Source organism: Allofournierella massiliensis (assembly GCF_004345265.1).
Taxonomy (GTDB): domain Bacteria; phylum Bacillota; class Clostridia; order Oscillospirales; family Ruminococcaceae; genus Allofournierella; species Allofournierella massiliensis.
The window spans coordinates 215,999-237,119 of sequence record NZ_SLUM01000001.1 but is presented as its reverse complement, the minus strand read 5'-3'; the positions used below and the strand labels follow the sequence as shown (position 1 = coordinate 237,119).

General features: G+C 61.7%; 25 protein-coding genes and 1 pseudogene. 4 read left to right on the top strand and 22 right to left on the bottom strand.

From position 1 onward, the window contains the following. From EDD77_RS18245 to EDD77_RS01110, 3 genes and pseudogenes are all read right to left on the bottom strand, one after another. A pseudogene (locus EDD77_RS18245) lies at positions 1-1,253 on the bottom strand (hypothetical protein); the annotation flags it as partial. Further along, a complete protein-coding gene (locus tag EDD77_RS01115) occupies positions 1,250-3,151 on the bottom strand; it encodes a hypothetical protein (RefSeq protein ID WP_058964230.1) in 1,902 nt (633 codons plus the stop codon). The pseudogene EDD77_RS18245 and the gene EDD77_RS01115, both read right to left, overlap by 4 nt. Then, complete coding sequence (locus EDD77_RS01110) at positions 3,151-3,588, bottom strand: hypothetical protein (protein WP_058964229.1); 438 nt, start codon at positions 3,586-3,588, stop codon at positions 3,151-3,153. The genes EDD77_RS01115 and EDD77_RS01110 overlap by 1 nt, the downstream gene beginning before the upstream one ends. A 147-nt stretch (positions 3,589-3,735) precedes the next feature. Between EDD77_RS01110 and EDD77_RS01105 the strand changes: the two genes are divergently transcribed. After that, positions 3,736-5,571, top strand: coding sequence for a DUF6077 domain-containing protein (locus tag EDD77_RS01105; RefSeq protein ID WP_058964228.1), 1,836 nt, complete (start codon positions 3,736-3,738; stop codon positions 5,569-5,571). A 60-nt stretch (positions 5,572-5,631) separates the two neighbouring features. Here the strand turns inward: EDD77_RS01105 and EDD77_RS01100 are convergent, their stop codons facing one another. Then, entirely contained in the window at positions 5,632-7,524 is a 1,893-nt protein-coding gene (locus EDD77_RS01100; RefSeq protein ID WP_132587280.1) for a phage tail protein, read from the bottom strand. 264 nt (positions 7,525-7,788) lie between these two features. Here EDD77_RS01100 and EDD77_RS18395 point away from each other — a divergent pair, with 264 nt between their 5' ends. Further along, on the top strand, positions 7,789-8,394 hold the full coding sequence (locus tag EDD77_RS18395) for an SHOCT domain-containing protein (RefSeq protein WP_242868362.1): 606 nt from the start codon (positions 7,789-7,791) through the stop codon (positions 8,392-8,394). 61 nt (positions 8,395-8,455) lie between these two features. Here the strand turns inward: EDD77_RS18395 and EDD77_RS01090 are convergent, their stop codons facing one another. From EDD77_RS01090 to EDD77_RS01010, 18 genes are all read right to left on the bottom strand, one after another. Continuing rightward, positions 8,456-8,746, bottom strand: a complete 291-nt coding sequence (locus tag EDD77_RS01090) for a bacteriophage Gp15 family protein (RefSeq protein ID WP_242868374.1) — start codon at positions 8,744-8,746, stop codon at positions 8,456-8,458. Between the two features lie 43 nt (positions 8,747-8,789). Next, complete coding sequence (locus EDD77_RS01085) at positions 8,790-9,128, bottom strand: hypothetical protein (RefSeq protein ID WP_058964224.1); 339 nt, start codon at positions 9,126-9,128, stop codon at positions 8,790-8,792. 78 nt (positions 9,129-9,206) lie between these two features. Further along, the gene (locus EDD77_RS01080) at positions 9,207-9,659 is read right to left on the bottom strand and encodes a phage tail tube protein (protein WP_058964223.1); all 453 of its coding nucleotides are present in this window, start codon (positions 9,657-9,659) and stop codon (positions 9,207-9,209) included. 119 nt (positions 9,660-9,778) lie between these two features. Continuing rightward, positions 9,779-11,632, bottom strand: coding sequence for a phage tail protein (locus EDD77_RS01075; protein ID WP_058964222.1), 1,854 nt, complete (start codon positions 11,630-11,632; stop codon positions 9,779-9,781). Positions 11,633-11,648: 16 nt separating this feature from the next. Further along, a complete protein-coding gene (locus EDD77_RS01070) occupies positions 11,649-12,212 on the bottom strand; it encodes a Gp15 family bacteriophage protein (protein ID WP_058964221.1) in 564 nt (187 codons plus the stop codon). Further along, complete coding sequence (locus tag EDD77_RS17950; protein WP_058964220.1) at positions 12,209-12,658, bottom strand: hypothetical protein; 450 nt, start codon at positions 12,656-12,658, stop codon at positions 12,209-12,211. Before EDD77_RS17950 ends, EDD77_RS01070 begins: the two co-directional genes overlap by 4 nt. Before the next feature lie 85 nt (positions 12,659-12,743). Next, positions 12,744-13,250 carry a hypothetical protein gene (locus EDD77_RS01065; RefSeq protein ID WP_058964219.1) on the bottom strand — a complete coding sequence of 169 codons (507 nt, stop codon included), beginning with the start codon at positions 13,248-13,250 and terminating at the stop codon, positions 12,744-12,746. Beyond that, positions 13,228-13,686, bottom strand: coding sequence for a hypothetical protein (locus EDD77_RS01060; protein WP_058964218.1), 459 nt, complete (start codon positions 13,684-13,686; stop codon positions 13,228-13,230). Before EDD77_RS01060 ends, EDD77_RS01065 begins: the two co-directional genes overlap by 23 nt. A 14-nt stretch (positions 13,687-13,700) precedes the next feature. Continuing rightward, on the bottom strand, positions 13,701-14,144 hold the full coding sequence (locus EDD77_RS01055; protein WP_058964217.1) for a hypothetical protein: 444 nt from the start codon (positions 14,142-14,144) through the stop codon (positions 13,701-13,703). Beyond that, positions 14,135-14,497: a hypothetical protein gene (locus EDD77_RS01050; protein ID WP_058964216.1), complete on the bottom strand. Its 363-nt coding sequence runs from the start codon at positions 14,495-14,497 to the stop codon at positions 14,135-14,137. Before EDD77_RS01050 ends, EDD77_RS01055 begins: the two co-directional genes overlap by 10 nt. Positions 14,498-14,501: 4 nt before the next feature. Beyond that, positions 14,502-15,374 (bottom strand): hypothetical protein, encoded by an 873-nt coding sequence (locus EDD77_RS01045; protein ID WP_058964215.1) that lies wholly within the window; start codon positions 15,372-15,374, stop codon positions 14,502-14,504. A 100-nt stretch (positions 15,375-15,474) separates the two neighbouring features. Continuing rightward, positions 15,475-15,933: a phage scaffolding protein gene (locus EDD77_RS01040; RefSeq protein WP_058964214.1), complete on the bottom strand. Its 459-nt coding sequence runs from the start codon at positions 15,931-15,933 to the stop codon at positions 15,475-15,477. An 81-nt stretch (positions 15,934-16,014) separates the two neighbouring features. Continuing rightward, complete coding sequence (locus EDD77_RS01035; protein WP_058964213.1) at positions 16,015-17,391, bottom strand: hypothetical protein; 1,377 nt, start codon at positions 17,389-17,391, stop codon at positions 16,015-16,017. Then, positions 17,388-17,597, bottom strand: a complete 210-nt coding sequence (locus EDD77_RS01030; protein WP_058964212.1) for a hypothetical protein — start codon at positions 17,595-17,597, stop codon at positions 17,388-17,390. The genes EDD77_RS01035 and EDD77_RS01030 overlap by 4 nt, the downstream gene beginning before the upstream one ends. A 27-nt stretch (positions 17,598-17,624) precedes the next feature. Continuing rightward, positions 17,625-18,881: a PBSX family phage terminase large subunit gene (locus tag EDD77_RS01025; protein WP_058964211.1), complete on the bottom strand. Its 1,257-nt coding sequence runs from the start codon at positions 18,879-18,881 to the stop codon at positions 17,625-17,627. Further along, entirely contained in the window at positions 18,871-19,095 is a 225-nt protein-coding gene (locus EDD77_RS01020) for a hypothetical protein (RefSeq protein WP_058964210.1), read from the bottom strand. The genes EDD77_RS01025 and EDD77_RS01020 overlap by 11 nt, the downstream gene beginning before the upstream one ends. Positions 19,096-19,291: 196 nt before the next feature. Continuing rightward, a complete protein-coding gene (locus EDD77_RS01015) occupies positions 19,292-19,729 on the bottom strand; it encodes a hypothetical protein (protein WP_132587279.1) in 438 nt (145 codons plus the stop codon). Positions 19,730-19,815: 86 nt separating this feature from the next. Continuing rightward, a complete protein-coding gene (locus EDD77_RS01010; RefSeq protein ID WP_058964208.1) occupies positions 19,816-20,034 on the bottom strand; it encodes a hypothetical protein in 219 nt (72 codons plus the stop codon). A gap of 261 nt (positions 20,035-20,295) precedes the next feature. Between EDD77_RS01010 and EDD77_RS01005 the strand changes: the two genes are divergently transcribed. Beyond that, on the top strand, positions 20,296-20,625 hold the full coding sequence (locus EDD77_RS01005; RefSeq protein WP_058964207.1) for a helix-turn-helix domain-containing protein: 330 nt from the start codon (positions 20,296-20,298) through the stop codon (positions 20,623-20,625). 16 nt (positions 20,626-20,641) lie between these two features. Beyond that, positions 20,642-21,070 (top strand): hypothetical protein, encoded by a 429-nt coding sequence (locus EDD77_RS01000; RefSeq protein ID WP_077138551.1) that lies wholly within the window; start codon positions 20,642-20,644, stop codon positions 21,068-21,070. The last annotated feature ends 51 nt before the right edge of the window (positions 21,071-21,121 follow it).

Below are 21,121 nucleotides of genomic sequence, written 5' to 3'. Positions count from 1 at the left end.
AGGTCAGCCGCCAGCGCCTTGCCCTTGTTGCCCGGGTAGGCGGTGGAAGAGGTCTCGCCCAGCGCAAGGCTCTTACTGATCTCCACATAGGCCGAGCCGCTCCAGCGCCAGGTGAGGTTTGTGTTCAGCGCCACATAGATCTTCCCTGCCTCACCCGTGGCCGGGAAGGCGGTTTTGCTGGCATATTCCAGTACGTCGTCCACAAAACTGGGCAGCTGGCTGGCTGGCACCTGACCATTGCTGTCCAGCGTTGCCACACCGCCGGCCTTACCCATTTCGCTGCGCTTGACCTGGGCATCGTTGGTCACGTTTGAAAGGCCCACCTGGGTTTTGGTCACGGCATGGGGGTTGGCTTTGTCCGCTTTATGGCTGTTCAGTGCATTTTGCACCGAAGCAATGGCTGCCGCCTGGGCAGTGCTCACCGGCTTGTCCACGTCGGCTGTATTATCACAGCTGCCAAGCCCCACCTGGGCCTTGGTGGTCTTGTGCGGGTTGGAGGTATTCCCGGTATGTGCGGCAAGGGCACTTTCCAGCGCACTTTTCACCGCCGCGTCCTTCGTGTCGGTCTCTTGCTGAGTGTATGCCCCCGCCTGATGGGCGGTCACGGTATGAGGATTTTCCGTGTCCGCCAGATGCTCCATCAGGCTGCGCACCGCCCGGGCCAGCTTGCCAAGAGCGGCGCTCAGCTTTTCACCGCTGGAAAGCTGCGTCAGCGCAGCCGATTCCGAATAGGTTGGGGTCTGGTCGTTGGTGGCCACGTTGGGCACATTGCCAAGGCCCACCTGACTTTTGGTCACCGCGTGGGGGTTGGCCTTGCTGGCCGCGTGGGCATCGAAATCCTCCCGCAGCGCATCCGCCGCCGCTTTGTGGGCGTCCAGCATCTGCTTTGCTGCCGCCAGCGTGATGGCCGGGCCGTCGTTCCAGGCGTCGGTTCCCTTGATGCCCGCGATCTGCTGGCCGATCAGGGTCAGCAGTGCCTGCAGCTTGTTTTTCACCCCGCCCACGGTGCGCAGGCCGATCTTTTCATCGGTGACGCTGCCATCCGGGTGGGCCAGCACCGAGGCCGAGGCGTGGGCGTTCAGCTCGGTGCGGCTGGCCTTCAGGTCGTCCAGCTCGGCGTCCTTGTTTGCCTGCTGTTTCAGTTCCCGGTCGACGACCTCCATGTCGTAGGTCAGATCGTCGATGTCTGCCGGGTCGTTGCGCTCGGCCAGCCGTTCCGGCAGCCGCAGCTCATAGTTCTGGCTTTTTCTCATCGTTCATTCCCCCGTTTCAGAATCATTTCTCCCTTCAATCCGCCGCCGGTGTAGGTGAGCTGATTTTTCAGCACCTGAGCCGGGGCGGCCGTTTCCCATTGGGTGTCCAGCAGAACCCGGTCGATGGGGTCCATCTCCGGGTTGCCGCGGGTGGTGCAGGTGTAGGTGCTGCGGCGCAGCAGATGCCCCCGCACCCAGTCCGCCACCGCCAGCGCCCGGTTCAGGTCGGTAATGAGCGGATTGTCCAGCGTTTCCACTGAACCGTTCTCATCCGCGTCCGTCACCGGGGCCACCGCGTTCTGACTGCTGGTCTCCAGCTTTTTGCCGCTCACGATCAGGGTGGCCGGGCCGCTGCCCTCCAGCACCAGATCCGCCGCCGCGGCATACAGCGCCTGGTTCGTCACCTGCGCGCCCTCGCATTCCACGCGGATGTCCGCTGCCTGATTCCAGGTCAGGTGCAGCTCCAGCCGCCCGTTCACCTGATAGGTGCCCTTGTGCAGCTGGCTCTCCTTTTCCGCCGGTGCGTACACCGTGGCCGGGCATTCCACCCGAAGAAGGCTGGCGGTCTTTTCCACTTTGGGCGCGCTTTCCAGTATGGCCGAAAGCCCGATGCACACCCCGGTCTGGCTGCTCACATCCGGCTGGATGCGGATCACGCCCTCCCGGTCGGCATATAACAGGCAGCAGGCCGCGTGGGCGATCAGCTGCAAGCATTCCCGGTGCTGCTTTACCGGCAGCGGGGCGGTGGTGGTGATCTCTTTCAAGCCCTCCCACAGCGCCCAGGGCTGCTCGTCCTGCCTGCGGCGAGGAAACTTCGCGTCCTCCAACACCAGCGTCGCCAGTTCCCACAGGCTGTGGGGCGCGCCGTCCCACCGGCCCTTGTAATAGGTGCCGGTCAAAAGGCTCAGCGCGTCGGCGGCGGAGAATTTCGCATACAGCCCCTCCACCGCGGGCTGGCCGGTCAGGTAAAAGCGCCCGCCGGGCATCCATTCCACAAAGCCGCCCTGATACAGCTCTCGCCAGCCGCTGGGAGCAAGGTCGCCCCATTCCAGCACTGCCGCGTCTCCCCACTTGATGCCGCCGGTCAGCTGCTGGCCATAGCGCACCGTGATGGGGTTTCGCTGCTCAAAATACTTCCAGATTCCCCGAGGATTATCCGGGTCATACAGACCGTTCTGGCTGCCGGTGAGCAGGTTCACGTTCACCGCCGAGAAGCTGAACTCCCCGGTGGGCAGCCTGCGGCCGATGGGGTCTACCTCCATGGTCTGGGCAGCCTCGGTCAGCTCCGCCTGACCAAAGACCAGCTCCATGCCGAACATCAGGCGGGTCAGCCGCGCCCGGCGGAAGGGCCGGCTGGTGGCCTCGAAGCGGATTTCCAGCCGGTCGAACCGGTCGATCTGCACCGGCTCCTCGTGCTCCACCGCCGTGGGCCGCACCTGCCGCTGCACCAGCTGCACTTCCCCCTTCCAGGCGGTCACGGTCAGCGCGGTGCACCATTCCTCCGCCACCTGATCGAACCGGAAGCTCAGCGCCGGAACGCTCACCGGGCTTTCAAATTCCAGCGCCAGCACCGGCGGGGCTGCAAACCGGCCGTCCGCGCCGCTCATGGACTCGCTCACATAGCCCTCGGTCAGCAGTGCGCCGCCGGGCTCGTCCGCAATGCGCAGCGTGCCGTCCGCCTTCCAGCGCCCCGGCTCAAAGGTGGCGTAGCTGCGCTTTTGCGCGCCGTCCTGCGCAAGGGCGCTTTCCACGCTGGACCAGTAGGCCTGATGCTCGCTCTTATCCGCCGCACCGGGGGCCGCGTCCTCGTCCACCACACTCAGGGTCACGGCCAGCTTTGCCGCGCCCAACACCGGGCGCTCCATTTCCTGCCGGTAGGCATCGCTCACCTGTTGCATCAGATCACCCCGCAATCCACCACGCTGAAGCTGGCGTCCTCGTAGTATTCCGGCATTCCGGTGGCCGCGTCCACGTTCACCGGGCTGCACTTCACGTCGCTGAGGTAAAACATCCGCGTTTCCCACCGGCCCAGGTTATGGCTGAAATAGTGGCAGTAGAAGGTGAAGTGGCCGTCCTCAAACCAGCGGTTCATCTCCCACCACAGCTGCGGGCTGATGGTCTGCCAGCCCAGCTCCTGCTTGTCCACGCTGCGGCCCACCATCCGGCCCACCATGGTGCCCTGGGCGTTGCGGGCCGAATCCACCATGCGGCTGGTAGTAAAAGGCGCCTTGCCCTGGGTGGGGTAAGGCGCCGCAATGGCATAATTGCTCCGGTCGGTCTGGGCCGTGGCCCCCAGATAGATAAAGCCCTTGTTTTCCTTCAAATCAATAGGCATTTGCGAACGCACCTCCAATCTTTACGCATGCTCATTTTGATAATCTGCCTATCTTTTCCTGCTCATTATTGATAAATATTTTTTCTTCATGATATACTTATAAAAATTAGATTTCATACAGTTTCATCGCTGTTTCAAGGAGGATTTATGGCCGGATTTTCCATAATATTTGTGGCAAAAACAATTGTTTTGTGGATACTTTTTTCAATTGTTTTTGTTCCTTTCGGTGCCAGAATCAGCAAATTGCTTTTACTTGAAACCAATCCATTAAGCAACCTTGCATTGGGCTTTCTGGCAAATCTGGCACTGGTACAGAGCATTGGCTGGGCATTTGTTGCCTTTCGCTGGAGCAACATAATATTTCGAGCATTCGTTCTTGCGCTGCTGATCGCGGAATTTTTGTGGAGCTATCGAGATTTTTCATTTTCCTTCAAGCCGCTTCTGAAATGGATTTTACTTGTGACAGTACCACTTGTGACCATAGCAGCCATTACGCTCATATTGTACCGCTCGGATGCCGATGATTCTTTTTATGTTAGCAATGTCACTCTATTCCAAAGCAGTAACATATTAAACGCTTATGACAGCAGCTTCGGCGACCCTGAACTTGGAACAGTTCCCATGTATGATTTTGAAACATGGGAAGCATGGATTGCAGTGTTTGCCTGGCTTTTCCGCATTGATGGAGCCAGCATGATGCATACTGTTCTCCTTCCTTTTCTTCTTGCGGTCTCCTGCGGAGCATACCTGTTTTTGGGAGAAATACTGTTTTCCGGCAATAAAATCCGTGCGGCGCTGTTCTATTGTCTGTTGATGATCTGCTTTTTGATGGACGGATATGCAGTCTATTCCCCCGGCAGCTTTTTATTGTCCCGTCTGTGGCAAGGCAAGGCGGTCTATCTCCATGTAATACTGCCCCTTATGACTGGATTTCTTCTCCTTTCTTTGCGCAAGCGAATTCGTTTTCACAGCCTTTTTCTGCTTTCCTGCATTTTGGCAGGCATCGCGCTGAATCCCACCAGTTTGTATATCCTTGGATTTCAGGCACTGGCCATGACCATTGGCATCTGCTTTCTGGAAAAATCCCCCAGAAAGCTGGTGGGATTGCTTCCTTCCATTGGCGTGATCGGCTTTTTCACACTGGCGATTTATTTTCGGACACGTTCTTTTTCCGGCCAGATCGAAGCAGCATCCCAGACTGGTTCTTCCTTTGTCTTTGAATGGTTTATGCGGTACTGGGGTTCTGGTTTTGTAATCTTTCTGCTTTATCTGGCTGCGGCAGTATTCCTGTGGTTTCGTTCCAACGAAATGTTGCGGCTGTACTTTATCATTACCCCGCTTATTTTATTTTTGTTGGTCTGGAATCCCCTGTGTGGTAACTTCATTGCGCAAACCGTCACCAAAACGCCCTCCTACTGGCGGGTGTTCTGGCTGATTCCGGCCTCCCCTGCTCTCGTCTGCACTGTGATTCTAATTGTGGCTCGATTTCACAGTCGTCGATGGCTGTCGCTTTTTTTGGGAATTCTGGTTCTGGTGCTGCCCGGAAAATTCATGTTCACACAGGAAAACGGGTTTATCCTTTCTGAAAATGTACAAAAGGTTCCCTCCGAGGTACTGACTTTTCAACAGACGCTATTTGCCAATTCCTCCACTCCTCTGGTTCTTGGAAACTACGATTTTTCTACCACATTGCGTCAGGTCTATCCACAGATTCAGCTCGTTGTTTCGCGCGATCAGTATATTCTGGACTTGTTTGCATACAGAGGCAGACAACAGGAAGCAGACGAACGCATGCTGCTGATCCAATTTGCCAATGGAAGCGACGTAGATCCCGCCGAAGCGTTGCGCATTTTAAGCAGGTACGGGGTTGATTTTGTGGTTCTTGCGCAAAACAACCCATACCTCAATTATCTGCAAGCCAATGGATGGTTTCCCGCACAGCAAAGCGAATCCCATGTGCTGTTGACCTCTGCGCCTGCCTGATCGTTTTACAAAGGCTGTCTCGATGTTGTCCTTTCATCCGGGCAGCCTTTTTTATTATCATCAATAGGCATTTGCGAACGCACCTCCAATCTTTACGCCCCGGTTTGCCTCGATCTTCGCCATGGCGCGATACAGCACCTGCCCATCCAGCTTTATCTCGATGGGCTGATTTGCAACAAGCTCACGCGCGCCGCCGCTGCTCACCGCCTGGGCCAGCTGCAAAATCGCCGCCAGCACCGGGCCGTTCTGCTCGGCCATCAGCTCTCGCAGCCGGCTTTCCGGCGCGGCGATCTCCGGGTTCGTGGCCGCGCCCGCGTACTCGCCCATCATGGCCAGCACCGGCTGGCGGATTACGCCGCCCCTTGCCAGCATGGGGATCTGGGGCGCGCTCATGGTGGGGATGTCGAACCCGAAGGTCTTGCCGCCGATTTCCGGCACCCAGCCCGGGACCTCGAAGCTGATGCTGTTCAGCAGCCGGATCACGGTGTTCACGCCATCCACCGCCGCGCGGATCATGCCGTTCACAAAGCCGATGATGGAATTCACCGCTCCGCGCACGCCGCCCGCAATGCCGTCCCACAGGTTGAGCATAATATCCTTGAATCCGGTCCAGGCGCTGGTCAGCGGTTCGATCACAAGCCGCTGCATCCAGCCGCACAGCGTGCCCCAGATGGCTTGCAGCTTGCTCAACGCCAGCTGGGCCAGATTCTGCACGGTCTGCCAGAACGTACTGAACAGCGCGGCGAGCGGCTGCACCACGACCGTATTGAACCACTCGCAGGCCGCCGCCCATACTTCCTGAAGGAACTGCAGCGCGGCCCCACCCGCCTGCTTCACCTGATCCCAGTGGGTGATCAGCAGCGCGACCACGGCGATCAGCGCCGCGATTCCCGCAATGATCAGCGTGACCGGCGCGGTAAGGAATGCCACCGCCGTGCCCAGAGCCGTGGCTCCCGCTGTGGCAATCAGGCTGATTACGTTCCACACTGCAAGGGCGGTGTTCACCAGCACCCAGGCCGCCGCAAAGGAGCCCACCAGCGTCACGATCAGCTGCACCAGCTCCATATTCTCGCTGATCCAGGCGGAGAACAGGGTCAGCCCGTTCACGATGCCCTCGATCACGCTCACCACAACGCCGCCGGTCCATTCGGCCAGGGGCTGCAAAAAGCTTTCCCATAAGAACTGGGCGAAGGGCTGGAACACCTCGATAATGGGGTTCAGTGCCTGCATCGCCGCGCTCAGCAGATCGAAAAACGCCGGGGCAACGCTTTGGATGGCCCAGCCGCTCAGGGGCAGAAGCACGTTCTGCCAGGCCCAGGCAAGGCCGCCCATGGCCAGCTGCACCACCGGCCCGATGGCCGCCGCCAGACCGGCGAAGCTGCCCGCCAGACCGGAAAGGTCCAGCCCCTGCATCCATGTGCCGGTGGCCTGCCCCAGTTTGGAGAACAGGCCAAGGATGCCGTCCAGCCCGGCGGTGAGCGGCGTGAGCAGACCGCTCAGATCCACGCCGGAAAGCATTCCCGCAATGGTTCCGCTGATCCCGCCCAGAACGTCGCTCAGCAGCGGGGCCACCGTTTGGGCCAAGCTGCTGATGGTCTGGGCGAAGGTATCCACCAGCGGCAGCACCGCCTGGGTAATCGGAGCGAACGCACCCTGCAGGCTGGACTTCACGCTTTCCAGCGAAGCCTTCAGGGTCTCGTTTTCCTTGAGCATGGTGGCAAGCCCGCCGCCCAGCATACCAAGCGCACCGGTCACCAGCGGCCCGCCGATGGCGGAAATGCCCTTGCCCAGGCCGCTCATTCCGCTTTGCAGCTTTTTCATTGACTGCTCAGCCCTCACTGCCCACTGGTTCAATTTTTCCTTGCTTTCATCAATCGCATCTTTCTGCTTCTCCAGCGCCTTCGTTTGCAGCTCGGTAGCTTTCTGCGCGGCCTCTGCATACTTTTTCTCCATACCCATCGCTTCTCGCTGCGCATTGTAGCTATCTTGATATTTTTTATTTAGCGATTCCATCGAATCATCCAATTGCTTTTTTAGTTTCACTTGCAACTGCAATAATCGATTTTGCTCTTTCAATTCATTCACATCAATTTCAGCTGCCAAGTTTTCATCACCTCCTGTGTAATTTTCCTCTCAATATTTTTCTTGTTGTCGAATAGGCATTGTGATATACTAAATCCATCATACCCAGCTTTCTTTGAATGGGAGGAATTTATTGTGACACTTCTCGACGCAATTAATCAGTCGCTTTCTGTTCGAAAAAACTCTTTGCTTTTCAAACTCACAAAGGAACTCTATACTCCTTTTCGTTCTGAATACGATGCCTGTGTCTCCCAATTGGTCAACGCCGAGGAGCTTCTAGCGGCAAGCAAACTCCCTATCCATATTTTTTCTTCTCACTCACAAGATTTTACCTGCAACAACTCAAATAAAATTTACGGAATCCTCGTTATCACTAATTTGCGGATTTTCTTTTTTGCCTGGTCAAAAGAAAATTCCTCGCTTCAAGAAATCTCCGCAGACGACATCACAGATGTCTACTACGATACCGACCCCAAAGAAGCATATCTGCGTGTAAACGGCCGGAACATCGTTTTTGTAGTTCATGATGAACTGGCGGTTGTGGAACAGCTGAAAAAAGCAGTCGACGAGCTTCGCTATGCACAACCTGAGCCGGAAGCCGCTGCCCCCATCCAGACCAATCCCACCGATAACATGGACCAGATCACAGAAGCCATCAAGAATCTGAAAAGCCTGCTTGACCTTGGCGCCATCACCCAGGAAGAATTCGACGCGAAGAAAAAGCAGCTGCTGAATTTATAATTTTCGCCTGTTTTGCCGCCCCCCGCTTTTTTTGCGGGGAGCGGCTTTTTTCTGCCTGCCGTCAGCTGCCGAACGCCTTTGCCATCATCTGCTCCAGATCGTCCATCTGGCGGCGCAGCTGCTCGCCGGTAAAGGCTTTGGCCGCCTTTCTGGCCCGGAACGCAGACCACTCACTTCGAATTTTCCGCTGCTGGGGGGTGAATTTTTCCAGCATTTTTCGGTCCCGCTCGCTGCGCACCGCCACCACCCGGCCCAGAGGGGTGTCGTCCATCAGGCCGCTCACCAGCTTGCTCCACTCCGGCCAGCTCAGCTCCCCCTGCAAATGGGGCAGCACCCCATATTGCTTGGCGATGCTCTGCTCGATCAGCAGCGCGTCGAATTCCAGGTCATACCACTCAGGCCCGGGCGCTGTGCTTTGCCTGCTGAAATCGCTGCTCCATCTCCTGCTCTTCCTCGCCGGTCATGGCCGCCATCACCAGCTCGAACAGCTTCTGATAAGCAGGGAAGGGCAGGTCCATCTTGTCGATCTCCGCAAAGGCAGCCTCGCCCAGGGCCAGCTTCAGGGTCTGGTCCATCTGTTCGCTCACCTGGCTGCCGTCCATCTGGTCGGTGTTGATCTGCATCAGCTTGCGCACGGTTTTCTGCCGGTTGTCCACCGGATACAGCTTGTCCTTTACGCGGATCTCCGGGGCATCGGTGAGCAATTTTTCGTCCAGGGTATACAGTTTTGCCATTTGTTTTGCACTCCTTTTTCAATCAGTGCCCGGGGGCGGATGGCCCCCGGGCGTTTTGGGTTCGGTTCAGGCTGCCGCTCAGCCTTCCAGCGCGGGGGTGAAGGTGGGCTTGCCGTCACTCATCACTTCCACCTCCAGAATGGCCACATCGCGGCTCTCACCGCCGCCGGGGTTGGTCACGTTCAGCACGCAGTCGAAGGCCAGCTTTGCGCCGCTGGGGAACTCCCACTCAAACTTGCTGGCGCAGCCGTCGCCGGTGGTCCAGGCGCTCTGGGCAACGTAATCGTTGCCCGCATCACCCAGGCAGCGCTTGCCGGTGAGGGTGATGGTCAGGGCCTTGCCGGTGACCATTCTGCGCAGCCAGCCCTGCATTTCCATGGGGCTCCACTCCACGGTGTTGCCGTCGATGCTCACCTCAAAGGTTTCCAGCTCCGCAATGGCGGCCATATCGCCCTCTTCGCTTGCACGGCCCCTGGTGCCTACCTTGAACTTGTTTTCATATACGGGATAAACGCCAGTATTCATAGCCATAATTCATTTCTCCTTTTTTGTGTAATTGTTGTTTTGTTCGATTGGTTTTTGTTCGGTCCTGCTCTGCCCCCGCCGGGGCCTGCCCCTCCATACGCACCACCTCCTTTCCTGCGCTCTGCTCAATAGGCCTCGGCAAAGGCGCCGCCGATGCGCGCGCCCCGGTTGGCCTCGATCTTCGCCATGGCCCGGTACAGCACCTGGCCGTCCAGCTTCACCTCGATGGGCTGGCTCACATACAGCTGGGCCGCGCCCGCACCGCCCAGCACGTCCGCCACCGCCTGGCGGATGGTCTCCATCGGAGCCTCCACGTTGGTGCCCCGCCGCTGGTCGCCCACCACCGCCAGAAACGGCCGGTTGGCAGGCAGCACCGCGCCCTTTGCCAGCCGGGGAATCTGGTATTCCGGCACCCGGGGCAGGTTCACGCCGAACCGCTGGCCGCCGTAGTCCGGCACCCAGTGCGGAATCTCCACACTGATGTGGTTCAGCCGGTCGATCACCGCGTTCATGCCGCCGGTCAGCGCCCGCAGCATGAAGTTCACCAGATCAATAATGCCGTTCACGCCCTGCTTTGCCACACCGACCATGGTGTCCCACACGCTTTCAAAGATGTCGCTCAGGCCGCGCCAGGCCCGGTCCCAGTCGGCGGTGAACACGCCGCTCACGAACTCGCACAGCCCGCGCAGCACCCCGGCAATGCCGTCCGCCACCTGGGCGATGGTTCCCAGACCGTTAAAAAAGCAGTCCACAACATACTGCACCGCCCCGGCCACCAGCGGCGCAAAGGTATCGGTGATATTCTGCAACAGGGGCAAAAGCGCCTCGGTCCACAGAATGGTGATCATTTCCACCACCGCGCCGAACAGAAGGGTCAGGTTTTCCCAAAGCGGGGCCAGATGCTCCTGCCACAGCTGCTCCAGCCGGGCCATCAGCTCATCCAGCACCGGGCGGATCAGCTCGTAATAGAGCGTCTGCACCCAGCCGCGCAGCTGCTCGCACCCCTGGGCCAGCCGGTCCAGAACGGGCTGGCCGTACACCGCCCAGGCCTCGCTCACCGCGGCCAGCATATCCTGCACCACCTGCTGCAAAAAGCCCAGCAGCGGCATCAGGTAGTTCTGGATGGCGTCGCCCACCAGCTGGCAGCCCAGCGAGAAGTTCCGGGCAAACTGCTCCAGAAACACCTCACCCACCGCGCCCACGATGGGGGCAAAGGTCTCGGAAAAGGCGTTCACGATGCTGGGGATGAAGTCCCACAGCAGATATTCCCCCAGCGGGCGCAGGGCGGTGTCCCACAGTTCCAGGGCGCTGTCCCGGATGATGGCCCAGGCGCTTTTCGCCGCCCGGGCCATCTGGTCGAAGGCCTTGCCCCAGGCCGCGATGCCGGGTGCGAACAGCCGCTGCATCTCTTCCAGAAAGGGGCGGATCAGGTTCACAAGGCCGACCCACTTTTTCTGCGCCTCGTCCGGATCTCCGCCCGCCGAACCGCCGCTGCCGCCGGAAGAGGAACCGCCCCCGCTGCCCGCCGCCTGCTGCTGCACCAGATTCAGCTCGTCGATGCCCAGAACCGTGCGGGCCACCGCCTTAGCGGCGGCCCTGGTGCTTTTGGTCAGGGTCTGCTGGCTTTTGGCGGCGTTCTGGCTGCTTTTGGCCAGCGCATCCGCCGAGGCCGCCCCGTCGCCGAACAGCAGCCAGTTCACCCCCTCGCCGATTTTGCGCAGCCCTTCGGCAAAGCCCGCCAGCACCTGCCCCAGCCCACCCAGCTGCCCCTGCATCACCTGCAGCAGCTGCCCGGCGCTGGATGCGGCCTCGTCCTGCGCGGCCTTCACCTGCTGCCAGGCCAGCCGCAGCGCGGCGGACTGGTCCAGCCCCAGCTTGCGGTAATCCGCCGCCAGCTTCATCACGGTGCTGCGGGTGTCCCGCTCGGCCTGCTTGGCGTCGCCCACCAGCAGGTCCAGCCAGGTCGTTTTCGTTTCCATTTGTCTCCCTCCTTTCTCAATCACTCAGCAGCCGGTTCAGCCGCTCCCGCTCGGCCAGCTCCTCGGGGGTGTAGCGGGGCTTCAGCTCCACCCGGGCCCGGTTGCGCCGGTAGAACTCCCGTTCCCACTCCTCCAGCTTTTTGCCCCGGCGCAGCTTGTCCCGAACGGCCACCACCGCGGACAGCTGCCCTTCCCCGATGGCTCCGAACCAGGCAAGGAACGTCCACCAGTGCACGAAGGGCAGCGCCCGGATCTCGCACCCGGCCACTTTATTTACATCCGCCACGATCAGGGGCAGATCCTGCTGCCAGTCGATCATCCGGGGGCCCGCCGGGCCGCTGTCCTCCTGGCCGCCCGCCAGAAAGCGGAGCATGGCCTCCATGGCCGGCTGGCGCGCCGCCAGGGGAATGGCGGCAAACTTCCGGTAAAACAGCCCCATGGCCAGATAGGCCCTTGCCTCGGGTGGCTCGGTGGAATCGTCCAGCAGACGGATGACCTCCAGCACCTCCCGGAAGTCCGCCCGGATGGGCTCGCTGCGCCCGGCCACCTCCAGCGCTTCGGGCAATTCCCAGCCGGTCACCGGGCCGCCTCCCGCCTTGCGGCTTCCCGGGCATCGGCAGCGGCGGCAAGGTGTGCGGCCTGGGCGCTCAGAAAGGCCTCGGCCCCGGCCTGCACCTGGGGCTGCAGCGCCGCGAACAGGTTGGTCACCACCCGCTCGCCGTTGGCGGCCACCGCCATCAGATTCACGCCGCCCAGCAGCCGGTCGAAGTCGTTTTCCTCCCCGAACACCCAGGTCAGCACCTCTTTGGTTTTCCGGTCGGCCTTCGCCAGCAGCTCCAGCGCCTTCTGGCCGGTGGCGGCGGCGGCGCGGCCCTCTTCGGCCATCTCCTGTTCGATGGCGGCGATCCGGTCCGCCGCCTGCAAAAACCGGCTGTACACGTTGGGGTCGCTGGGGTTAAAGCGCAGCAGCCCGCCGCCGTTGATCCGGTACTCCCGCACGCCGGTGTCGATGTTCAATTCCTGCATTTTTGTTCCTCCCTGCTCTGTGCCACGTTGCTGTAAAAAAGCCGCCCGGCCCGTTTTTTTTCGGCCCGGGCGGCCCGGTTTTTGTTTACTCCTCGTCCGGGGTAAAGGCTTTGGTGTCCGGCTTGAAGTGACCCTTCACCGGCACGCCCTTGTAATGGATGTTGAAGGGGATCTGGTAGCCGTTGGCGTCGCCGCCGTAGCTGCTCACCTCGATGGTGGCCTGATCCTTCACGGCGGGGAAGCCGGTTTCCGGATCCTCCTCTTCCCACATGTGCACCTCCACCACGGTGGTGTCGCAGCCGTCCAGAATCTTGCACTCATCCACAATGCCCTGCAGCCGCTCAAACAGCGGGTCGCCCGCCACCGCGTAATAAGTTTCCACGCTGCCGCTCTTTTCGTAGCTGGTCACCATCACGCTGGTCTCGCCCAGAATGTTCCGGGTCTTTTCCACGTTGGCGCTCAGCTCCGGGCTGTATTCCTCCAGATCCTTGCCCAGCCGCACATAGCTGGGGCTGCCCTCCAGCGCGCCGGGCTCGGCGGCGTCGATGTAGTGGGCCATCCACTTGCGGTCAATCTTTTTGTTCTTCTCCATCTGTTTCTCCTTTCATCTCGGTGATGTGCTCCACCACCAGCTCCATCCGGTAGCGGGCAAGGCCATCCGGCCCGGCCTGCTGCAGCCCGGCTGCCAGCGCCCGCAGGCTCTGGCGACCGGATTCAAACAACGCGGGCACCCGGCGGCGGGCGTTTTCGGCGTTCACCCAGTCCTGCAGGGCCAGCAGCAGAACCGCGTTCTGCATGCCCGTGGCCACGTCGCCGGGGGGCTTTTCCAGCCGCAGCTCCAGCCAGAACCGGTAGCTGGTGAAAAGCTCGCCGCCCCCCAGAATGTCCTCCCGGAACCGGCTCTCCGCCGCGCCGCCCGGCCGCAGCGATACCGCGCTGCCCGCCAGCTCCAGCCCGTCGATGGCAATGTCCGGAGCCCGGCCCCAGCCGGGCCAGCCCTCCAGCCACTGCCGCAGCTGTTCCAGCATGCTGTTTTCCTCCTTTACCATTTTTTGTACCATTCGGTCTGGGCTTCCACATGGCGCACCTGCCCGCCCAGCCGTTTGGCCGCCACCTCGCGGATCACCGCAAGGCCCGGCACCGCCGCGGGCACAAACACCCGCCACTGCTCCGCCGTTTCAATCACCGGGCCCTCGCCGGGCATCACCCGGTCGCCCGGCTCCAGCGAAAACCAGTGTTCCTCCGGCTGTGCACCCGCGCCACCGGGCCGCCAGACCGGCCGCCAGCCGCCGCAGGGCGCCAGCAGAAAGCAGTACCGCTGACCGGTGGTTCCGATGGCATCCGCCCCGGCTGCGTCCCGCTCGTCCAGATAGACCCCGTTCAGCACGGTGCGGCGGCAGGAAAACTCCGGCTGGAACGCCGCGTGATACACCGTGACGGTATCGGTGCAGAAGCGGTAATCCGGCAGGCCGTTGGTCAGCCGCATGCCGCCACCCCCTGTTCATTTCGCCGGATGTCCAGATACAGACCGGCGCAGCGGTAGAGCTCCCGGCTTTTGGCCGCGGCGCTCAGATCCGGCGCGGGGGCGGCGCTGGTCTGGCTCAGGCTGCCCAGCTGCATGCCGCCCACCAGCTGGCCGTTTTCCGCCGCTTCGTAAAAGTGCTGGGCCTCCGCCATGGCGCAAAGGGCCATGGCCTCGCTGTCCTCTTCCGGGGCGGTGACGCAGTAGATGCGCTTATAGCGTTCCAGCTGAGCCGCGGCGGCCCGACTGGCCGCCGCGAACTCCTGCTCGCTCATCTCACCCTTCCACACGTCCCGGTAAAATGCATACTCCACCATGGGCTCAGGCGGTCTTATGGCTGGCGTACACGCCGGCCAGCTTGTTTTTGTACACGTCCGCCACGCCCACGTTGCGGTAGCCGTACTTGTAGGCGTCCGCCTCCTGATTCTGGTCAGGGGTCACGATCTTGGGCGCCACATGCTTTTCAAACTGGATCAGGGCGGGCTTGTGGATAACCACGAAGTTCAGCTCCTTGCCGTCGCTGCCCTTGGCGTAGCCGCCCGCCTCCTGACCGCCGGTGTGGCCGTCCTTCTGCTCGATGGCGGTGTAAAAGCGGGTCTGGGGCACCAGCGTCTTGCTGGCAAAGCGGGACAGAATCTCCCGGCTCCTGGTGATGTCCAGATCCGCGATCATGCCGTCCAGAGTGGGGGTAATGAAGAGGTGGCGATCCTCCATGGGCACCTCGGCCTCGTCCATGGCGTTGGTGGCCACACGCAGGGCCGCCAGCACGGCAGCGCCGTCCGCCAGATCCTCCGCCTTCTGGGTAACGCCCTCCTTGGAGGCGTAGCTGGCAAAGCGGAAGGCATCCAGCTCGGGGGCCACCTTGGTGCGGATGAACTCGCCCGCCAGACGGCCGAAGGCGATGCCGGCGCTGTCCGCGTCGTCCATGTTGTCCACGGTGAACATGCGGCCCCGGTCGAAGTTGCACTTCACGGTCTCGTTGGTCATGGTCACGTCACCGGCCACATAGCCGCTGTTGCGGTCGTAGTCGCCCAGACCCTGCATCTCGATCATGGGGATGATCAGCTCGTTGGCGTTGGCGCCCTGACGCACCAGCTCCTCGGGGCCGTCCAGCTTGGCGGTGAGGGACACGGTGCGGTACACCTCGTCCAGCAGAGGGATGAATTTGCCTGCGGTGGTAATCTTGTTAGCCATATTGTATTTTCCTCCTGTTGTATACAAATTGTTGAATCAGAATCGAATAAAACGGCGGGGCAACGCCGCGGGAGGCCCCCGGGGCCCCAGTGTCAACCGGTCAGACACGGCCCAGCCCGAAGGCCCGGCGCAGGGCTTCATCCGGCTCGCCGCTCTGCACGGCCGCGCCGGTGCCCGCCGCGTAGGGGGGCGGGGTGGCGCCGCCGAAGAGATAGCCGTTCTCCTGCTCCAGCTGCTCCAGCGCGGCGGCAATGGCGGTTTCCCGGTCGCTGCTGGCACGCAGGCCGTCCAGATCCAGCAGGGCCCGGATGGCCTTTTCGCTGCGGCCGCCCGCCTTGCCGATGGCCGTGTTCAGCTGGGCGTCAAAGCGCACCGCCGCCACCTGCTCCTCCGCGGTTTTCTGAGCCTGCTCGGCTTTCTTTTTCCAGTCCGCCGCCTGGGTACGGGCAGCGTCCAGCTCCTCCCGGTTCACAAAGCGCCGGGCCAGCTCTGCGGCCAGCGCCTCCTCCAGCTGGGGGGTATAGGCCTCCCCCAGCAGCTCCTTCAGCCATTCCTGCATATCCTTGTTCTCCTTTCTTTTTTCAGGTTTTGGGCAAAACAAAAGGCCCGCGGTTCTTTTGCGAAACCTGCAAGCCTTTTTTCATGAATTGTTCGCGGCCGTCTCGCCGGGCATCAGCTGCCGACGCACCCGGGCAAGGTCGGCGTCGGTGTCCCAGGGCAGGCCGTATTTCCAGGCAAGGGCAAGCTCCGGCTTCAGCAGCCCCGCTTCCACCAGCTGCATGAGCTCGGCCCATTCCCTGTCCCGGTCAAACAGCACGCCGTTGCCCCAGTCAATGCGCACCGCCCGCGCCGGATCCGGCACGAAGGCGCCCGGCACCCGGTAGAGCCTGCCCAGCCTGCCGCAGAGCACCAGCGCCCGGCGCACCGCACTTTCCCACATCTGCTGCAGCTCCTGAATGGTCAGGCTGTAATCGCCCTGGCTGCTGGTCACCTCGGTGGCGGTGCGCTGAGCGGCTTCCACCTCGCCCAGAATGCCCCGCTTCAGGCCGATCAGGCTTTCCACGTTGCGCAGGTATTCCCGTTTGCGGGCCAGAAAGCTCTCCTGCCGCAGGGCGGGGGCGAACACGGTGACGCCGGTGTTGGAAATGTCGTCGTCGATGCCCACAAACAGGCCGGGCGGCAGCAGCGGGCGGCCGTTTTTCCGCTTGTCCAGCAGATCCGCCGAGGCGAACACCCGGCTTTCGCCGTGGTCGAACTCCCGGTCCAGCTGGCGCTCGTTGCGGTTGATGTTGTGGATCAGCCCGGCCGCCGCCGCATACACGCTCACCGGGTCGGCGCTGCCGTCCACACAGTTTTCCAGCGGCAGGCGCAGGCTCACAAGGCCGAGGCCCCCCACGTCGCCCACCACCGCCTTCGGCTCCAGCGCCGCATACCGGGGCAGGGCGGAAAGCCCCACCGGATTGCCCAGGCTCTGGCCGTCCCAGCTGCAGAACAGCCGGTTTTCGATCACCAGCCGGCCCGCTTCATCCAGACTGCGCCGCTCCAGCAGGGTGTAGAATTTGCCGTTTTCCATGGTCAGCTCGGCGCTGCCCAGTGCGGTGACCTCCCCATCCGGGGCCCGGCCCAGCACCGTGACCATATCCCGCCGCATCACCGTGAAGGCAAAGCCCCCGGGGCCCGGCACCGGCTTGAGCCAAGCCTCGCCCCCGATCAGCGCCAGCTGCATGGCCTTTTTGCGCACCGTTTCCAGCCCGGCCAGCACCCCGCCCACAAAGGCGTCGCCCCCTTCGGCCGCGGCCCGGTACTCGGCAAAGCAGCTGCGGCTCAGCTTGCTCACCACCGTGTAGGGCAGCCGCTGGCAGGGATCCTCGGTGTCGGTCACCTCCCGGTCAAAGTAAAGGCGGAACCAGTCCTCAATGGCGGCGTTCATGGCGGCGGTGGTGCAGTCCCGCGCGCCGGGGTAGGCCTGGGCAAAGCTGTGGATCTGCCGCCCGAAGGCGGCCCCGAACAGGCTCATTCCTCCACCTCCCAGCCCCGGGCCCCGGCCAGCCGGTTGCGGGCCCGCACTCCGGCCTGCATGCCCTGAATGTAGGCTTCCAGCCGCTCGATCTCCCTTGTCAGCTGCTCCTCCCTGGCCCGCAGGGCCGCGTTCTCCCGCATCAGCTGATCCCGGGCCCATTCCGGCAGAAACCGCCGCCGGAACCATTCCTTGAATTTGTGCATCGTGCTTCTCCTTTCTTTCTGTGTGTTTCAGCTGCCCGCCCGCCGCCAGATGCGGCTGGTGGCGTAGCGCACCGCGTCGATGTGGTGGTTGTCCCGGTCCGGGTAGCCCTCCAGAACCTGACCGCTGGCGTGATCCCGGTCGTATTCGTATTCGCTGAACTCCTTTGCGGTGTCCGGGCAGCGGGCGGGGTCGATGCGGATTTCCGCAAGGCTTTGCAGCCACTTCATGCCCGCCTTCACGCTGCCGGGGCCTTTTTCCGCTCCCCGGCAGGGCAGGCCCAGCGCCCGGTAATCCCGGCAGCTTTTTTCCTCGGCGCTGTCCGCGATGAGGGTTTCGCCATCGCCCGCGCAGACGCCCTTTTCCAGCAGGATGCGGGCGGTGTCCGCGTTGGAGGTGCGGCGGCGGGTGGCCTCATCCCAGATGTACAGCACCCGCCGGGCGGCATCGTAGCCGCAGCTGTTGAAGGCCCAGGGGTCCGGGAACCAGCCCCAGTCCACCCCGTGGTAGCGCCGCTCCAGCCGGGCGATCTGGGCGTCCGGAATGGGTTCCAGCTTCAGGTTGTCGAATACGAGGGTGCCGCTGCCCACCACCTGACCCAGATATTCGTGGCGGTAGGCCCGCTCGTTGGTGCGCCGCAGGTGCTCGGCCTCCTGCAAAAATCGCTCGCCCAGCCAGTGGGGCGGCAGCTGCCGGTAGTCGGAATGCACCACCAGCATGCCGGGCTTTGGCTGGCGTGCGTACCGGTTGGCCCAGTTGTCGGGCAGGGCGGGCGGGTTGAAGCTTTTGATCACAAGGCTCGGCCCCTCACCCCGCAACAGGCTCTGTTCGGCGCTGCGCACCTGCTCCGGGCCGGAAAACTGATCCAGCTCCTCAAACCACACCGCTCCGATGTAACCAAAGGGCGGCTTGATGCTTTTCAGCTTGGCCGCGTCGTCCAGCCCGAAGCACCAGATGCACTGGCCGGTGGTTTTGTGCACCAGCTCAAGCCGGGTCACGCTGGCTTCAAATTCCTGCTCCAGCCCCAGCTGCTCCATGGCCCAGAGCAGCTGGCTCCACACGCTGGCGCGCAGGGTACGGCCCACCCGGCGCAGGGCCACGGCGTGGCAGTCCGGATGGCGCATCAGCTGCACCAGCAGTTCAATGGCCGCGCAGCTGCTTTTTGCGCTGCCCCGCCCGCCGGTGAGCACCAGCTCCCCCACCTTCCCACGACGGATCGCCCTGTGGGCTTCGTGGAAGGCCGGGGCGATCAGCCCGCCCAGCGCCCGCCGTTCGTCAAATGTCATCCACCAGCACCACCCGATGCACCGGCTCCGCCGCCGAGAGATCCGGCAGCTTTACCAGCATCTCCATGGCCTTCATCCGCATGGCAAGGCCGGGCAGCTGCATCATCTCCTCGCCGTTTTTGCCGTATTCCGGATACTCCTTTTCCCCCATGGCGATGGCCATCAGCTCCTGCCGCAAACGCTGGATGGGATCCTGCTCCTGTTGCGCGGCCATTGGCATTCACACTCCTTTCCGTTTGAAAATGGGTGGGAAAAAGGCGGGGAGCCCGGTTTCCGTTCCGGGCCCCTCCGCCTGTTTTCCTCATGATACAGGATAGCACGGGTCGAACCGGGCTTTCTAAGGGTCAATTTTCAATTTTTTCCGGGCTTTTCAAGGGTCAATTTTGTTTTTTTCCGGGCTTTTCGCGGTTTCATGCCGCCGAGGCGGTGTTCTGAAGGCTGATGCACTTCAGCGCCTGCTCGTGCTGGCGGCGCAGCCAGCGTTCGTCCATATCCAGCATCCGGCTGATGTCCGGCCAGGTCTTGTTCAGCAGATAGCGGGCCCGCATCAGCTGGCGGAGTTTCTCATCCTCCAGCAGCTCAATGGCCACCAGCACCTGCGCCTGCGCCGCATTGGCCGCCTGCAGTTTTTCCGCCAACCGGCCCCGCAGCGTTTCCAGCTGCTCCACGCTTTGCTCCAGCTTATGCAGATTCGGCCCGCTCACCACCTGCACCCCCTGCCCAAGATAAGGGGTAACCCGGGTGATCACCTCCTCCAGCTCCCGAAGCTGCTCGCTCACCAGCCGCGCCTCGTGCAGCTGAATCTGGTAACTGCGCAAAAATTCCATTGTTTCCGCTCTGCTTCTCATTCCGCTTTTTCCTCCCACTGTAAATAGACTTCATGCAAACCGGCAACAGGCAGTTGCCCTCGCCGTCCCGTTTCCACTGGCAGCGCTCACAGCCCCGCCAGGTCCATCTGCTCTTCATCCGTATCCTCCTTCCAGATCCAGTTGCCGGAAAAATACCATTCCTCCAGCATCGCTTTGAACTCCGCCGCCTCTGCCGCCCGCGGGTCCCATTGCAGGATGCCGCACCCGCGGCAGGCCACGGCGAAGCCCTCGGCCCTGCTCACGAACCGGCCCCGGTTTGGCCCGAGGCCCTGCCAGCCTTCCACCGCATCGCCCTCCTTTGCGGCCCGAGTTATCGGGCACTTTTTGTGGTATACTTATTCTTTATCCAATAAAGACACGTTCTGTGTCCCTATCAAATAAAAAAATATACCAAGCTGAAATAACCGGAAAATTTTTCCGGCTTGTTTGGCGGTTTCATTGTACATCGGTTCACGAACTGTGTCAACACCTTTTGTGGATATTTCCTTTACAGAATTCACATTTCGTGTTATCATGAGTTCAGAAACCAGAAAGGAGCTGATCCCATGGGTCAATTTGCATCCATTTTAAAGCAGCTTCGGCTGCAAAAGGGGCTCACCCAGCCCCAGCTGGCCGAGCGGCTGGGCATCAGCCGCAGCGCCATCAGCATGTATGAGCGGGGCGAGCGCGAGCCGGACACTGCCACCATGGAGGCCATCGCGGCCCTGTTCGGGGTGGACATGAACTACCTGTACGGCATGCCCACCGTCACCTTCGACGACTTCACCTATGCTTTGCACAACGAGAGCAAGGATCTGACCGAGGAAAACAAACAGAAATTACTGGAAATGGCGCGTCTGTTCAAGCTGGGCCAGCAGCATGGCAGCGGGAACTGACCGCCGGGAGGGCCGCATGGCATCATTGGCAACCATTTATCAGGACGTGCGCCGGCTGGGCGTGACCCTGATCCCCTATTCCATCGGCTTTGCAGACGCCGCCACGCTGGAAATGGACGGCCGCTACGGCATTTTTCTGGACTTCGACCAGTTCGAGACCGTGGCGGACTTCACCGCCGCGCTGGCCCATGAGGTGGGCCACTGCGCCACCGGGGCCACCCACGCGGTGCACAGCCCCTTTGAGCTGGTAGCTCAGCACGAGGACCGGGCCAACCGCTGGCACTACGAGCACTACCTGCCCTTTTCGGAATTGCAGGAGCTGGTGGCAGACGGCTACACCGAGCCCTGGCAGCTGGCGGAAGCCACCGGCTGGCCGGAAAAAACCGTGCGGGACGCGCTGGAATACTACACCCAGCGCCGTGGCCTGCGGCTGCAATGCCCATGAAATCTCTTACATAACAAAAACTCCCCCGCCTGCGGCAGATGCCGCAAGCGG